The 15862-nt window shown below is 59.3% G+C and carries 16 protein-coding genes; 15 read left to right on the forward strand and 1 reads right to left on the reverse strand.

Annotated elements, in window-relative coordinates:
• Nucleotides 1-48: 48 nt before the first annotated feature.
• Nucleotides 49-471 carry a flavodoxin gene (locus tag B5G28_RS01210; RefSeq protein WP_087245632.1) on the forward strand — a complete coding sequence of 141 codons (423 nt, stop codon included), beginning with the start codon at nucleotides 49-51 and terminating at the stop codon, nucleotides 469-471.
• Between the two features lie 74 nt (nucleotides 472-545).
• Nucleotides 546-710, forward strand: coding sequence for a DUF1540 domain-containing protein (locus B5G28_RS01215; RefSeq protein WP_087245634.1), 165 nt, complete (start codon nucleotides 546-548; stop codon nucleotides 708-710).
• 70 nt (nucleotides 711-780) lie between these two features.
• Here B5G28_RS01215 and B5G28_RS01220 read toward each other — a convergent pair whose 3' ends face one another.
• Nucleotides 781-1395, reverse strand: coding sequence for an HAD family phosphatase (locus B5G28_RS01220; RefSeq protein ID WP_087245636.1), 615 nt, complete (start codon nucleotides 1393-1395; stop codon nucleotides 781-783).
• 172 nt (nucleotides 1396-1567) lie between these two features.
• Here B5G28_RS01220 and B5G28_RS01225 point away from each other — a divergent pair, with 172 nt between their 5' ends.
• The 13 genes from B5G28_RS01225 (at nucleotide 1568) to lon (ending at nucleotide 15853) form a co-directional block, all read left to right on the forward strand.
• Nucleotides 1568-1861 carry a YlmC/YmxH family sporulation protein gene (locus tag B5G28_RS01225; RefSeq protein ID WP_087245638.1) on the forward strand — a complete coding sequence of 98 codons (294 nt, stop codon included), beginning with the start codon at nucleotides 1568-1570 and terminating at the stop codon, nucleotides 1859-1861.
• A gap of 128 nt (nucleotides 1862-1989) precedes the next feature.
• Nucleotides 1990-3933 carry an LTA synthase family protein gene (locus B5G28_RS01230; protein ID WP_087245640.1) on the forward strand — a complete coding sequence of 648 codons (1944 nt, stop codon included), beginning with the start codon at nucleotides 1990-1992 and terminating at the stop codon, nucleotides 3931-3933.
• Between the two features lie 227 nt (nucleotides 3934-4160).
• The gene (rpsB, locus tag B5G28_RS01235) at nucleotides 4161-4883 is read left to right on the forward strand and encodes a 30S ribosomal protein S2 (RefSeq protein ID WP_087245642.1); all 723 of its coding nucleotides are present in this window, start codon (nucleotides 4161-4163) and stop codon (nucleotides 4881-4883) included.
• Between the two features lie 45 nt (nucleotides 4884-4928).
• Nucleotides 4929-5849: a translation elongation factor Ts gene (tsf, locus tag B5G28_RS01240; RefSeq protein WP_087245644.1), complete on the forward strand. Its 921-nt coding sequence runs from the start codon at nucleotides 4929-4931 to the stop codon at nucleotides 5847-5849.
• A 178-nt stretch (nucleotides 5850-6027) separates the two neighbouring features.
• Nucleotides 6028-6339, forward strand: coding sequence for a YerC/YecD family TrpR-related protein (locus B5G28_RS01245; RefSeq protein WP_087245646.1), 312 nt, complete (start codon nucleotides 6028-6030; stop codon nucleotides 6337-6339).
• Between the two features lie 72 nt (nucleotides 6340-6411).
• A complete protein-coding gene (locus B5G28_RS01250) occupies nucleotides 6412-6735 on the forward strand; it encodes a hypothetical protein (protein WP_087245648.1) in 324 nt (107 codons plus the stop codon).
• Between the two features lie 220 nt (nucleotides 6736-6955).
• Nucleotides 6956-7609 carry an HAD hydrolase-like protein gene (locus B5G28_RS01255; RefSeq protein WP_087245650.1) on the forward strand — a complete coding sequence of 218 codons (654 nt, stop codon included), beginning with the start codon at nucleotides 6956-6958 and terminating at the stop codon, nucleotides 7607-7609.
• A 22-nt stretch (nucleotides 7610-7631) separates the two neighbouring features.
• Nucleotides 7632-9536, forward strand: coding sequence for an SGNH/GDSL hydrolase family protein (locus tag B5G28_RS01260; protein WP_242967422.1), 1905 nt, complete (start codon nucleotides 7632-7634; stop codon nucleotides 9534-9536).
• Nucleotides 9537-9650: 114 nt separating this feature from the next.
• Nucleotides 9651-9869: a hypothetical protein gene (locus B5G28_RS01265; RefSeq protein ID WP_087245654.1), complete on the forward strand. Its 219-nt coding sequence runs from the start codon at nucleotides 9651-9653 to the stop codon at nucleotides 9867-9869.
• A 74-nt stretch (nucleotides 9870-9943) separates the two neighbouring features.
• Entirely contained in the window at nucleotides 9944-10684 is a 741-nt protein-coding gene (locus B5G28_RS01270) for a YjjG family noncanonical pyrimidine nucleotidase (protein WP_087245656.1), read from the forward strand.
• 55 nt (nucleotides 10685-10739) lie between these two features.
• Entirely contained in the window at nucleotides 10740-12647 is a 1908-nt protein-coding gene (locus tag B5G28_RS01275) for an ABC-F family ATP-binding cassette domain-containing protein (protein WP_087245658.1), read from the forward strand.
• A gap of 20 nt (nucleotides 12648-12667) precedes the next feature.
• Nucleotides 12668-13207 (forward strand): Gx transporter family protein, encoded by a 540-nt coding sequence (locus B5G28_RS01280; RefSeq protein ID WP_087245660.1) that lies wholly within the window; start codon nucleotides 12668-12670, stop codon nucleotides 13205-13207.
• Between the two features lie 195 nt (nucleotides 13208-13402).
• Entirely contained in the window at nucleotides 13403-15853 is a 2451-nt protein-coding gene (lon, locus tag B5G28_RS01285) for an endopeptidase La (RefSeq protein WP_087245662.1), read from the forward strand.
• Nucleotides 15854-15862 lie beyond the last annotated feature (9 nt).

Here is a 15862-nt window from a genome sequence, read left to right on the forward strand (position 1 = left end):
ACTATTTTATACCGTAATCTACTGTCAAGGAAAGAAGGTCTGAACACAATGAACAAGGTTGCAATCATTTACTGGAGCGCTACAGGAAACACTGAGATCATGGCCAACTGCATCGCGGAAGGCGCAGGCGCCAGCGGCACCATTCTCTCCTGTGCCGATGTCACCCCGGCCGCGCTGGAAGGGTATCATGTTCTGGCGTTCGGCTGCCCGGCCATGGGGGCCGAACAGCTGGAGGAGAGCGAGTTCGAGCCCATGTTCTCCTCGGTGGAGGGGTGCCTGAACGGCCGGAAAGTGGCCCTGTTCGGTTCCTATGGCTGGGGTGACGGCCAGTGGATGCGGGACTGGTGCGACCGCGTCAAAGGGGACGGCGCAGTCCTGTTCCAGGAAGAGGGGCTGATCTGCAACGAGACCCCCGACAGCGACGTTCAGGATGCCTGCCGCAAGCTGGGGGCCGACCTGGCCGCCTGGTAAAAATCCCCAGACCCCACGCTTTGTATAAGCTTCTCTCTTTGCGGGCATACTGCTTGCGAAGAGAGGTGATAAACATGGAGAACAAAGGTGTTATCTGCGATGTCAGCGAGTGCATGTACAACGTGGACTGCTGCAAGTGCAATCTGCCCCAGATTAAGGTGACCGAGCACTGCGCCTCGGGCAGCTGCAACCAGCAGACCGAGACCCCGCACTTCTGCCAGAACTACCAGAAGAAGTAACTCCATCTGAAAAAGCTCCCCCGCCGCGCATCCTCTCAGGGTGTGCGGCAGGGGAGCTTTGTTTTGGTTTTCAGCGCAAAGTTACGTTGCAGGTGGCAAGACTGCGAACCAGGGTGTCCACGCTGTCTTTCATCTGAATGCTGTTCATGCCCAGCTGGAAGGCGGTTTGGACATTGGCCCGGCTGTCATCAATGAAGATGCACTCGCTGGCCACCAGCTGATACTTTTTCAGCAGCTCCTTGTAGATCCGGGGGTCCGGCTTGTTGATGTGGACTTCACAGGAAGCCACGCCGCCGTCAAAAAGACCTTCCAGACCGCGGCTCATCAGCAGAGCCAGGGTGTCCTCGGGGATGTTGCTCAGGTAGTAGACGCAGTAGCCGTGGTTTTTCAGGCGGCGCACCAGCTCCACCATCCGGCGGCGCAGGCGGAGGATGGAAGTCCAGTTTTCCAGCACTTCCTGCACCTCAAAGCCGCAGTGTTCGGCCTGGGCGGCGGCCAGCATGGCCTGATTGCCCTCGTAGCGGGAGCACAGGCCGGCGTCCAGCTTCTTCCAGGTCTCGCTGCCGAAGGTCAGCCGGTAGACCTTGTCCTCGGTAGAGCTGTTGCAAAAGCGATCCAGCAGAAAGTCCTTGGGGCTGAAGTCCACCATGACACCGCCCAGATCAAAAATAACATTTTTATACATAATCTTAGCTCCTGATCCGGCCCGGAAGCCGGATTCAATACACATTTTTCTTTGTACTGCATAGTATAACACATCGGGGCCAGTGATTTCCACTGGTTTTTCCTGCGAAGCGCAGCGACAGCCCGCGCCCTGTGCTGTCCGGTACAGGACGGGCCGAAAGGGGGAGCGTACCGTGACATTCCGTGAACTGAGCAAAAAAGAAGTGGTCCAGCTCAAAGAAGGGGCCTGCCTGGGCAAGATTGACGATATGGTCATCGACCCCGAACACGCCAGAATTGAAAAGCTCCTGATGCTGGGCCGGCCCAAGCTGTTTGGGCTTTTGGGCCGCGGTGAAACTTTGGTGATCGAGTGGGACGAGATTGAGAAGATCGGCGCCGACGCCCTTCTGGTCAGCACCGAACTGCCGGAGGACAACGGGCAGGAGGATAAAAAACAGGGCCTTCTGGAACGGCTTCTGGGCAAATAATCGCCGGTCAAGATGGAAAATTTCACAAGAATATGAGTAGACTTTAGGTCAAATTGCGCTATAATAGGATTCGGATTCGCTGCGGGCCGGGTGCCCGCACCGAAAGAAAAACAGGAAGTGGAGTTCGTATGAAATACAAACAACAGACGACAGCTTCCCTGGGCGTATTGATCGCCCGGGGGATTTTTCCGTTTGCGGCATCCCTGATCTTTTTGGTTTTGACCGAGTGGGTGGCGCGGGGCGAGCTGACAGGGGAGACCTGGGCAGAATATATCCAGCCTCATCTGGAGTCCTATCTGCTGTCCTGGCTGTTCCTGTTTCTGATCTGGATGGTGGTGGACACCGTCACCCGTCTGGCCCCGCTGGCCACTTTTTTGTCCGGGTGCACCGGTCTGGTGCCTGCAACGGTCAACTTTTATACCCTGCAGCTGCGGGGTGAACCTTTTCTCCCGTGGGACCTGACCCAGGTGGAGGAGGCCGCCGGCGTGGCGGCCGCTGCCGGCCTGAAGGTTCAGACCAGCATGATCTGTTCCGGCGTTCTGCTGGCGGCGCTGACGGTGCTGGCGTTTTTTCTCTACCGCAAGCGCGACAAAATGGTTTTGCCGGTGCGGCTGGTCAGCGTGGCCGCTTCGCTGGCGGCCCTGCTGACCCTGATCTTCGGGATTTACCTGCAGCCGGCGGCCACCCAGTGGTTCGGCATTTATTCCGACGCCTGGATGCAGGACCGCTACTACCGCTGGTACGGGGTCATCACCGGGTTTATGACCAACCTCACCAACCTGGAAATCAATGCCCCCGAGGACTACACCGAGGAGGCTGTCAACGCGCTGCTGGACGATGTGGAGGCCGCTCAACACATTGAGACCGGCCCCAATTATCCCACCAGCTATGGGGCTACCACCGACCCCGCCCAGGTGGAAAAGACTCCTACCATTATTTATGTGATGGATGAGTCCTATTGGGATGTGAGCGAGCTGGAGCAATATGGCGTCACCTTTGATACCGATGTCTCGCCCAATCTCCACGCCCTGCAGCAGACCAGTGCCTATGGCAAGGTGTACAGCCCCAGCTTTGGCGGCGGCACCTGTGACGTGGAGTTTGAGGCCCTGACCGGTTATTCGGTGGGCTTTCTGCCCTCGGGCTGCAAGCCCTATCAGCAGCACGTCACCAAACCCATGTTTGCCCTGCCTTCCTATCTCAAGAGCCAGGGCTATCAGACCGCGGCGGTCCACTGCTACTATGCCAAGTACTGGAGCCGCAACACCGCTTATCCCAACCTGGGATTCGATGATTTCATCAGCCTGGAGGATATGCGCGGGGTGGACAAGGTGCGGAGCTACTACTGGCCGGGCGGCCTGGTCACCGACGCATCCATGGGGGAACAGATCATCCAGGAGTACGAGCGTCTGAAAGAATCCTCGGACGCGCCGGTTTTCCTCCATGCCGTCACCATGCAGAACCACACCAACTACAACGCGGCCAATTATCCAGATGAGGAACGGGTCCACGTCACCAGTGCGCCGGCCGGCCTCAAACAGAGCACCATTGGTGCTTTGGAGGACTTCGCCACCGGCGTCCGGGATGCGGACGCTTTGCTGGGCCAGCTGGTGAGCTATTTCTCCCAGGTGGACGAGCCGGTGATCTTGGTTTTCTGGGGCGACCACTACAACCCCATTGATTCGGGCTACGATGTGTACACCCAGACCGGCTATGCCAGCGCCGACAGCTCCGACCCGGCCCTCCATCAGACCACACTGCTGATGTGGTCCAATTACAGCAATGCCCAGGTGGACCTGGGCACCATCGCCGCCTATGAGGTGTCGCCGGTGATGATGGATGTTTTCGGGCTGGAACAGCCCCTCTATTTCCAGTACCTGAACCGGCAGCTCCGCTATGGATACCGCAGCTGCACCGGCGGCAAAACCATCCTCTGGAACGGCACGGTGGCCGACAGCCTGACCCCGCAGCAGGAGCGCTGGCGGAACAATCACTGGCTGCTGCAATACGACCTGATGTTCGGGGAAGGCTATGCTTTGGACCGAATGGGAATCTCTCTGGAAGAAAACGAGTAAAAACCGCCCCGGAATGCGAAAATTGGTCTTGCATCCAGGCCCGAGCTGTGCTATTATATTTAAGGTGTGTCCGGTCAAACGGGCCGGTGCGCCGATCAACCATCACACACGCATCACTATGCCCTTTTGTGCTTCTTCGGAAGTGGAGGGCAGTCTGCCGCCCTGTACCATGCGGGGAGGGCAGATCACGGTGTGCGGAGGTCAAAACAATTTGGAGGTAATTTATCATGGCAGTCATTTCTATGAAGCAGCTTCTCGAAGCAGGCGTGCACTTCGGTCACCAGACCCGCCGCTGGAACCCCAAGATGGCGAAGTATATCTTCACCGAGCGCAACGGCATCTATATCATCGACCTGCAGAAGACCGTCAAGAAGCTGGACGAGGCTTACAACTACGTGAAGGAAGTCGCAGCTGAGGGCGGCGAGATCCTGTTCGTCGGCACCAAGAAGCAGGCTCAGGAGTCCATCCGTGACGAGGCCAACCGCTGCGGCATGCACTACGTCAATGCTCGCTGGCTGGGCGGCATGCTGACCAACTTCCGTACCATCCGCAAGCGCATCGACCGCATGGAGCAGCTGAAGAAGATGCAGGAGAACGGCACCTTCGAGCTGCTGCCCAAGAAGGAAGTCGCTAAGCTGGAGCTGGAGATGGAGAAGCTGGACAAGTACCTGGGCGGCGTGAAGAACATGAAGACCCTGCCCAAGGCTCTGTTCATCGTTGACCCCCACAAGGAGCGCATCGCTGTCTCCGAGGCTCGCAAGCTGCACATCCCCATCATTGCCATCGTTGATACCAACTGCAACCCCGACGAGATCGACTGGGTCATCCCCGGCAACGACGACGCTATCCGCGCTGTCAAGCTGATTGCCGGCGCTATGGCTGACGCCGTTCTGGAGGGCAAGCAGGGCAACCAGGAGGCTGTTCCCGCTGAGGAAGCTGCCAACGCCTGATTTCTCCGGCACCAACAGGCAACGATAGAATAGGAGAGGATTACAATGGCTATTTCTGCAAAGGACGTTATGGAACTGCGCAAGCAGACCGACTGCGGCATGATGGAGTGCAAGAAGGCTCTGACCGATGCCAACGGCGATTTCGCCAAGGCTGTCGAGCTGCTGCGTGAGCGCGGCCTGGCCACTGCTGCCAAGAAGGCCGGCCGTGTGGCCGCCGAGGGCATGGTCTACGCTGATTACTGCTCTGAGTGCAAGGTCGGCGTGGTCATCGAGGTCAACGCTGAGACCGACTTCGTCGCCAAGAACGAGAAGTTTGTCGAGTTCGTCAAGGAAGCAGCCAAGGTCATCATGCAGCAGAACCCCGCTGACATCGATGCTCTGATGAACTGCAAGATGGGCGACACCACCGTGGACGACGCTCTGAAGCAGCTGATCCTGGTCATCAAGGAGAACATCAAGGTTCGCCGTTTCGTCCGTTACGAGGGCCCCTGCGCAGCTTATGTGCACGGCGGCGGCACCCACGCTGTTCTGGTCAACTTCGAGACTTCCGATGAGATCGCTGCAAAGCCCGAGTTCACCGCTTACGGTAAGGACATCGCTATGCAGATCGCTGCTGCCAACCCCAGCTACCTGGACGAGGCCAGCGTTCCCGCTGAGGTCATCGACAAGGAGAAGGAGATCATGCTGGTCCAGATGTCCAGCGATCCCAAGAACGCCAACAAGCCTGAGGCTGTCAAGATCAAGATGATCGAGGGCAAGCTGAAGAAGTACTACAAGGAGAACTGCCTGGTTGACCAGGAGTTCGTCAAGGACGGCGACCTGTCTGTTGCTCAGTACACCGCTAAGGTGGCCAAGGAGCTGGGCGGCGACATCAAGATCGTCAAGTTCGCCCGCTTCCAGAAGGGCGAGGGCCTGGAGAAGCGTTCCGACGACTTCGCAGCTGAAGTCGCCAGCATGGTGAAGTAAGCGTTTTTGCGCCATTCACCCACAACCAAACCCCGTCGGGGGCGCTGCCTGTCACAGGGCAGCGCCCTCTTTTTGCGTTCTCCTGGCAGAAAAGATCCTTCGACCTCTTGACTTTTACGCTTTCCCATGCTAAAGTGGAGGGACAATGACGCCGCAGGAAAATACAGGAGGCCGTCCCATGACAGACAAAAATCCCAGACGTAACGCCCTGACCGACTCGCTCTTTGATGCGATTCTGAGCCTTCGGGACAGGGAAGAGTGCTATCGCTTTTTTGATGACTTGTGCACCGTGAAGGAAATTTCCGACATGTCCCAGCGGCTGGAGGCTGCCAAGCTCCTGCTGGAGGGCAAGACCTACGAGCAGATCGTCAAGTCGGCGGAGATCAGCACCGCCACCATCAGCCGGATCAACCGCTGCATTCAGTACGGAGCCGGCGGCTATCAGACCATCATTGAGCGGATGCAGAAGCCGGAACAGGAAGAAACCTGACCTTCTGCACACATGGCAGGTCGGCGGCATAGACTGGCGTATCCAAAACAGATGAAAGGGAGGATATCCGCTATGACCACCATCAATACCACTTGCCCCAAGATCGAGGCCCATTCGCTGCATCAGGTTGTTCTGGACCTGTTCGAGAGCATCGCCATGCAGGAGAGCGCCCTGAGCTACATCCTCTGCGCCGAGAGCCAGAAGATGAAGACCGCCCTCAATATGGATGGCATCGACCTGTGCAAGCTGCTGGAGATCAACGACTCTGCCACCAACATGGTCCACGCCGTGGCCAACCTGGAGCTGGTGCTCAAGGATAAGCTGGAGTTCGTCACCAACAACCTGTCTTATGACGGTGAGGGCTGCTGCACCGACAACAACAACCCCATCTGCTGATGACGCTGCTCTGAAGCCAAACGTTCCCTTTGCAGCCCGTCCCATCGCCTGGGACGGGCGTTTTGCGTTGCTTTTCGCGGGGACAAGCTGTTTTTGCGGCCGGACTTGTTTAGGATATAAATGGAAAATTCGTTAAATCATCACCCTGGAATTGCCCATTGGGGCAAATTGTGCTATACTACCTACTGTATATCCATCACAATAGAAGGAGGAGCGCCGTTTGTTATCCTACGATGCTGTCCTGTTTGATGTGGACGGAACCCTGCTGGATTCCGCCCCGGGTATTCTTTTCACGCTGCGGGAGGTCTTCCACACCATGGGGACGGACATCACCGGCGTGGACCTGATGCGTTATGTAGGTCCGCCTCTGCGCAAGACCTTTGCCGAGTATTACACCGACGAAGCCGAGATTGAGCGGGCCACAGAGCTTTACCGGAGCAGCTATGCTGTCCGGGGATGTCATATGTGCAAGCCTTACCCCGGCGCAGCCGATATGCTGCGCCGCCTCAAGGCTGCGGGCCTGACCCTCTGCACAGCCACATCCAAACCCACCCAGGTTGTAACCCCGATCCTGGAAGAACAGGGGCTGGCGCCTCTGCTGGACCTGATCGCCGGTGCATCCATGGACAAGAGCCGCGACACCAAAACGCAGGTGGTGCAGTATGTGCTGGACCAGCCTCTGCTCCAGGGCAAACGCGCCCTGATGGTGGGCGACCGGCACGACGATATGCGGGGTGCAGCCGCCTGTGGGCTGGACGCCGCCGCCGTGCTGTATGGTTACGGCAGCAGGGAAGAGCTGGCGCCGTTTGGCCCCAAGCTCTATGCTGAAAGCTGCCAACAACTGACCGACCTCCTGTTGGGAGAGTCGCTCTGACGGAGAAGATGGGGAAGTTATCATGAGTCGAAATTCACAGTCTATGACACCGATCCAGAAACAGGCAATTCTTGTATGTGCTGTGTGTGCGCTGGCCATTTTGATTACGGCCAGCGTCACCTATGTACTCCTTTCCACCCGGGGCGGAGATTCCGCCAGCTCGATTCCTCAGGTCGAGGAGCCGGACGATCTGGCCAACCACTATCAGGTGGACACCCAGTCCTCCGCTCTGCTGACCGAGACGGCAGACGCCGGAGAGGCCTACCTCAATGACACCCTGTTCCTGGGCGATTCCAACACCGTTCGTCTGTACAACAACGGCCTGATCACCCTTCAGCAGTTCTGTGCCAAGGAGGGCATCGGCATCCAGAGCGCCCTCTCGGAGGAGCTGGTCACCTTTAAGGGGACCGATCAGCGCTATACCATGGCCCAGGCCGTGGCGATGATGAAGCCCCGCCGTGTGGTCATCACCCTGGGCACCAACGACAACGCCATGGAAGTGGAGACCTTCATCGGCTATTATTCGCAGCTGATTCAGGATATCCAGGCCAGCTATCCTTATACCGATATCATTGTCAACACCATTCCGCCGGTCCCCCAGGACCACTCCAACTACCCCTCCATCTCGCAGCAGAAGATCGATGACTTCAACATGGCTCTTCTGACCATGTGCGAGAACCTGGGCGTCAAGTTCCTCAACAGCGCCGAGGTGCTGAAGGATCCCTCCACCGGTTTTGGTCTGGACGACTACTATATCGGCGGCGATATCCACCTCAAGAGCAGCGGCCTGAAGGCAGTTCTGAACTACCTGACCACCCACGCTTATGAGACCGAGGACCGCCGTCCCGATACCAGCAACATTCCCACCCGTACCCTGGAGTACACCAGCAATCCCAGCGATCCGGTTGCGTCCAGCTCTTCCGAGGCGGCCGACGGCGAGACCTTTGAGGCCCGCTACCGCATTGACCAGACCGGCGGCACCCTGACCAGCGGCGATTCCTCCGGCCAGACCTCTCTGCTCTTCAATGTGTCTGCGGATGAGTCTGTCACCGTGACGGCTGTCCCGGCCGAGGGCTACTTCTTCGTCAACTGGAGCGATGGCGTCACCAGCCGCACCCGTACCGACAGCGGCTTCAAGCAGAATCTGGATGTGACCGCTGTGTTCTCCCGCGCCTCGGTGGAAATCTCCGGGCAGGGCTCCGGCATCTTCGGGATGAACTACACCCTGAAAGCCAAGCTGAGCGGCCAGTATGCCAAGGCCGAAAACCTGCGCTGGTATGTCAACGGCGTTGAATCGGAGGATGCCGCAGGCAAGACCTCCATCACCTTCATTGTGGACCCCGTCCTGGCCAACCAGACCTACAGCGTCTACGCTGTCCTGACCTACAACGACAGCCAGGTGGTCAGCAACACCCTGAACATTTCCTTCGACAGCGGCGTGAGCTCGAGTTCCAGCTCCAGCAGCTCTTCCAGCTCGTCGAGCTCGTCCTCCAGTTCTTCTGGTTCTTCGTCCAGCTCGTCCGGGTCCTCCAGCTCGTCGTCTGAGCCCTCGGAGGAGGCTTCCGCTTCTTCGTCCACCAGCTCGAGCTCCAGTTCCAGCTCCAGCAGTTCTTCGTCGAGCAGCTCCTCTTCTTCCAGCAGTTCGTCCAGCTCCGGCAGCAGTTCGAGCTCTACTAGCTCCAGCTCCAGTTCCAACTCTGGTTCAAGCTCCGGTTCCAGCTCGACTTCGAACTCCAGCTCCAATTCCAGCAGCAAGCCTTCCTCCAGCAGTTCCTCGTCCAGCTCCCAGGCAAGCTCGGTCAATGACGATCCCGAGGCCCCGCGGCCCGGTTCGTCCTCCAGCAGCTCCGCCTCCCAGGGCGACAGTTCGGATTCTTCCGGCAGCGTGCTGGGTGAAGTGATGGACGGCCTGTTCCGGGTGGACTGATTCCACAGGCACCTCCTGGCTCCTGCCTGCATAGGCTGAGGTATATCCGGATGGCGTCCCCGCAAGGGTGTACAGCCATCCCCAAAGCCCTGTAGGAGAGGAGGAACCCCAAGGATGCAGCAGGAAGATTTTGTCGTCAGCAAGCCTGGCTTCGGCAATGTGACCGACGGCAGCGTCGATTTCTATGAGATGGAGTGGGAAATTGTAGATCCCGGCCCCATCGAGGATGATGGCTGCGGCTGTGGCGGCGAGACACCCGTGGATCGCCGCTGCATTGACAACCGGCCCCAGCAGACCGACGATGCGGGCGGGTACGCGATGGTAAACGAGTGATACGACAGGGCCAGCTCTGCGTAAACGGGGCTGGCTTTGCCTTGTAAAAGACATTTGAAAGAGAGGGAAGACGTATGGCAAAATACTACTGCATTTTGTTCGATGCAGACAACACCCTGCTGGACTTTGATGCGGCCGAGAGCAAGGCTCTGGCCGAAACCCTGGCCCAGTACAACATTGAGCCTTCCAACGAAAACGTACAAAAGTACCGCGAAATCAACGAGGGCCTCTGGCGTCAGCTGGAAAAAGGCCAGATCCGCCGCGACAAGCTGATGAATGAGCGTTTTACCCGCTTTTTGAAGGAGATCGGCGCAGCCGGCAACGGCGCAGAGATGAACCGCTATTATCTCAATCAGCTGTCCACCCATCCCGACCTGATGCCGGGCAGCGTTTTGGATGTGCTGCATGAGCTGGCGGAGGTGTCCACCCTGGCCATCGTCACCAACGGCTTTGACAAAGTCCAGAGCCGCCGTGTGAAGGAGTCCGGCGTGGCGGCTTTCATGGAGGAAGTCTTTGTGTCCGAGCGGTCGGACAGCGAAAAGCCCAACCGCAAGATTTTTGATACCGCCCTCAAAACCCTGGGGGTGGAGAATCGTGAGCACGTGCTGGTGGTGGGCGACAGCCTGACCAGCGATATCCAGGGCGGCATCAATGCCGGGCTGGATACCTGCTGGCTCAACCGGGCCCATGCGGAAAATCCGGGCCAGGTCAGCCCGACCTATGAGATCGACGCCCTGGAGCAGCTCTATCCCATTGTCATGGAACCGGATGAGCTGGCCCGCGTGGGGCAGAAAAACCGGCGTCATCAGGTCTGAGGTTTCTGAACACAGAACCCCCGGACCCCGACGCAGAGTGTGGGGAAGAAAAACGATGTTGATGAATCTGGAACATATCGGCAAGACGTTTGGGGAGAAGATCGTGCTGGAGAACGTGACGGCCAGTGTCGAGCGGGAAGACCGCATCGGCATCGTGGGCCAGAACGGCGCCGGCAAGACCACCCTTCTCAAAATCCTGACCGGTGAATACACCGACTATAACGGCGAGTTCAGCCTGACTCACGGCGTCACCCTGGGGTATCTGGCCCAGAACGCCAAGCTGGACAACACCCTGGATGTCTACGGCGAGATGCGCTCCACCTTTGCGCCGGTGCTGGACGCCATGGCGCAGATGCAGATTGTGGAGAAAAAGATGGCCGTCAACCAGACGGACCCGGCCCTGCTGGAGCAGCACGCCGCCCTTCAGGCGGTGGTGGACGCCGCCGACGGCTACCACATGGATGTAAACATCAAGAAGGTGCTGGGCGGCATGGGCTTTCCTCAGGACACCTGGGGGAAGAACGTGGGGGTCCTGTCGGGCGGCGAGCTGACCCGTCTGCGGATCGCAAAGCTGCTGCTGGAAAAGCCCGACATCCTGATCCTGGATGAGCCCACCAACCACCTGGATTTCACCACCATGGAGTGGCTGGAAAATTACCTGAAAGGTTATTCCGGCGCGGTGCTGGTGGTCAGCCATGACCGCTATTTCCTGGACAACGTCTGTACCAAGATCTGGGAAGTCTCGGGCCACAGCATGACCACCTATAAGGGCAACTTCTCGGCCTATCTGCCTCAGAAGGAGGCTGCCGACGCCCTGCGCCAGAAGCAGCACGACGCCGACGTAGCCCTGGCGGAGAAACTGCAGGACTATATCGACCGGAACCTGGTGCGGGCCTCCACCACCAAAATGGCCCAGAGCCGCCGCAAACAGCTGGAAAAGCTGGAGATCACCGAAGCGCCCAAAGACGAAACCAACAAGCTGAATTTCCGCTTTGAGTACGACGTGGAGCCCTGGAACGAGCTGGTCATCCTGAAAAACCTGACCATCCGCATCGGGGACCGGGTTCTGCTGGAACCCTTTACCTATACCGTCTGCCGCGGCCAGCGTCTGGTGATTGCCGGCCCCAACGGCGCAGGCAAGTCCACCCTGATGCAGGTGCTGGACGGCCGCCGGCGGCCCTCGGGCGGCATGGTCCGTCTGGGCACCGGTGCACGGCCCAGCATCTTTGAACAGCAGCAGCACCGAGCCGGCGCAGGCCGGGTGATCGACGCCATCTGGGACAAATACCCCCAGATGACCGAGCTGGAAGTCCGCAGCCACCTGGCGCGGCTGGGCTTTCGGGGGGAGAACGTCTTTAAGGACTGCGCTTCTCTGTCGGGCGGCGAGCTGGCCCGCCTCCGCTTTGCGGAGATCGTGCTGGAGCGGCCCAATCTGCTGTTCCTGGACGAGCCCACCAACCACCTGGATATCTACACCCGCGAGAACCTGACCGAGGCCCTGATGGCCTATACCGGCACCCTGCTGCTGGTCACCCATGACCGTCACCTGATGAACAGTCTGGCCTGCCCCATCCTCTACCTGGAGGACGGCAAAGCCACCCTCTATCCCAGCTACGACGCCCTGATGGGCCGTGCCGCCCCGGCTGCGCAAGTCCAGGAAAAGGCCGACACCGTGAAAGTCGGCTACGGCAAAGAGCAGCGCCGCCGCCGTGCCGAGCTGCGGGCCAAGATCAAGGCCTGTGAAGAGGAGATGGAGAAGTGCGGTGCCCGCGAGGTGGAGCTGGACAACGAAATCAACTCGCCGGAGGTCTACAACGATCCCCAGCTGCTGCGCCAGAAGAGCGACGAGCTGGAAGATCTGCGTTTCCATCAGGAGGAGCTCTTTGCCGCCTGGGAGGCCGCCGTCGAGGAGCAGGAGCAGTATGAACGTTCGCTTGAATCAACCGAGAGCAGCGGGGACTGATGCCCCGCAGGAGGCAGCCCATGCGCAGGCAGGAGAGAAGTAAAGCCAAACAGATTGCCCTTTCGGGGATGCTCTTTGCCCTGGCCATGGCCCTTTCTTTCGCCGAGGGCACTCTCACCATCCCGGGCCTGCTGCCCGGCATGAAGCTGGGCCTGGCCAACGTGGTGGTGATGTACGCCCTGCTGTTCATGGGCCCCAAACAGGCCCTGATTCTGGATCTGCTCAAGGCGCTGTTTGTCTTTCTGGTTTCAGGTCCCACGGCGGGATTCCTCTCCCTGTGCGGCGGCCTGCTGTCGCTGCTGGTGATGTGGCTGCTGTACGATGTGCTGCCGCTGCGTCCCACCTGGTTCATCCTGTCGGTCTGCGGCGCCTTCGCTCACAATGTAGGCCAGCTGCTGGGGGCGGGAGTGATTATTTCCTCCTCCATGTCCCTCTACTATGCACCGGTGATGCTGGTGCTGGGCCTGGCGATGGGAGCCCTGACGGCCCTGATTCTGCGGGCCCTGTTGCCGGCACTGGACAAGCTGGGCTATAATATAAGGGAACGGAAGCAAGGATAAAGAAGGCTGCGGCAGATGGAAAAACTTTGCGGCCCCGCTTCGCTGGCAAAAGCAGTGGGACCCATTGCAACCGCCGCCGCAACCCGTTATAATACAGGGACAAGGCAGCGCACTGCTGCCAAACCCTGCAACCCTGCAAAAGAACAAAAGGCTGTGCCCATTGTCAAACCGGGGCACAGCTTTGGGAGGTTCACAATGTCTGAGAAAGTAACGATCAAGGTGGAGCGGCAGACGCTTCATCTTCCTGCCATTGCCCTGCGCGGGCTGGTGGTCTTCCCAAACAACCTGGTTCACTTTGAAGTGGGCCGTGAAAAGAGCATCGCCGCCATTGAGTGGGCGATGAGCAACAATTCCAATGTATTTCTGGTCGCCCAGAAACGGATGGACACCGACGAGCCCACCCACGACGACCTGTTTACTTATGGCGTGGTGGCCGAAATCAAGCAGATTCTGCGGGTTTCGGACGACCTGGTCCGGGTTCTGGTGGAGGGCAAGTACCGCGCCAAGATGATCGACCTGGACAGTGACGGCAAGTTCCTGCTGGCAGCAGTCCAGCAGGCTCCGGTCCGCGGCGCCAAGGAGGAGAACGCTCTCCAGACCGACGCCCTGGTCCGCACCCTCAAGAGCGTTTTTGACGAGTATCTGTCCCTGAACCAGCGTCTGGCCAAGGATGTGGTGTTCGCCATCGTTTCCAACGACGACCCCGTTTTTTTGAGCGAATATGTCCCCGCCAACCTGCTGCTCCGCTATGAGGACAAGCAGGCGGTGATGGATGAAAACACCCTGACCGGCCGTCTGGAAAAGCTGATCGAGCTGCTGCGCCGGGAGTGCCAGGTCATGCAGATCGAAAAAGAGATCTCGGACAAGGTCAATGAGTCCATGGACAAAAACCAGCGGGACTACTACCTCCACGAGCAGCTGAACATCATCAGCAGCGAGCTGGGGGAAGGGGATGACACCCACGCTGAGGCCGACGAGTACCGCCGCCGGATCACCGAGCTCCATCTGGAACCCGACAGCGAGAAAAAGCTGCTGAAAGAGGTGGACCGTCTGGCCAAGATGCAGGGCAGCAACCAGGAGGCAACCGTCATCCGTACCTACCTGGACACCTGCCTGGATCTGCCCTGGAACACCTTCACCGAGGACGACCTGGACATCGTCAAGGCCCAGCAGATTCTGGACCACGACCACTATGGCCTGAAAAAGGTCAAGGACCGGATTCTGGAGCTGCTGGCCGTCCGTAAGCTGGCCCCCGACGTCAAGGCTCAGATCATCTGCCTGGTGGGCCCTCCGGGCGTGGGCAAAACCAGCATCGCCCGGTCCATTGCCTCCTGCCTGAACCGCAAGTATGTCCGCCTGAGCCTGGGCGGCGTGCGGGATGAGGCAGAAATCCGCGGCCACCGCCGCACCTACATCGGCGCCATGCCGGGCAAGATCATCAGCGCCATGATCACCGCCAAGAGCCAGAATCCCCTGATCCTGTTGGACGAGATCGACAAGCTGGCCGGTGATTTCCGCGGCGATCCGGCGGCTGCCCTGCTGGAAGCTCTGGACCCCGAGCAGAACAACACCTTCAAGGATCATTTCCTGGATATTCCCTATGACCTGAGCCACGTTCTGTTCATCACCACCGCCAACGACCTGGGCAGCATTCCCGGCCCGCTGCGGGACCGTATGGACGTCATCGAGCTGCCCAGCTACACCCGCGTGGAGAAGTACAACATTGCCCGCCGCCATCTGCTGCCCAAGCAGCTGGAGCTCTGCGGCCTGACCGGCAAGGTGACCCTGTCCCAGGGCGCGCTGTACGGCATCATCGACGGCTACACCCGGGAAGCAGGCGTCCGCAGCCTGGAGCGCACCATTACCAGCGTCCTGCGCAAATGTGCCCGCAAGATTGCCGCAGGGGAGACCGAGAGCGTCTCGGTGACCACCTCTATGCTGGAGGAACTGCTGGGACCCCGGATGGTCAAGCCGGAGTTCCTCAATCGGGACAATGCCGTGGGCATCGCCAACGGCCTGGCCTGGACCAGTGTGGGCGGCGAGACTTTGCCCATTGAGGTACAGGTCATTGAGGACGGCTCGGGCAAGATCACCGTCACCGGTTCTCTGGGCGACGTGATGAAGGAGAGTGCCCAGCTGGCCATCACCTACGCCCGGGTTCACGCTGCGGAGTACGGCATCGACACCGAGAAGCTCAAGAAGTGCGACCTGCACATTCACGCCCCCGAGGGCGCCATTCCCAAGGACGGGCCTTCGGCCGGCGTCACCCTGACCACGGCTCTGATTTCCTGTCTGTCCGGCCGGCCGGTGCGGGGCGATGTGGCCATGACCGGCGAGATCACCCTGCACGGCAACGTGCTGGCCATCGGCGGCCTGCGTGAAAAGAGCATGGCAGCCTACCGCGAGGGGATGAAGCTGGTGCTGATCCCCAAGGACAACGAGAGCGACCTGTACGATGTGGACGACGAGGTCAAGGAGAATATCCAGTTCATGCCGGTTTCCAACCTGAAACAGGTGTTGGATACCGCACTGCTCAAGACCCCTCAGCCCATGCCCGCACGGCGCACCCGCGCCCGCAAAACCAAAACCCCGGACGCCATCCTGCCGCCGGCGGACAAAACGCCGCAGCCGGGAGTCGTCTGCTGAACCAGACCG

This window comes from Faecalibacterium sp. An77 (genome assembly GCF_002161315.1).
Lineage (GTDB): Bacteria > Bacillota > Clostridia > Oscillospirales > Ruminococcaceae > Faecalibacterium.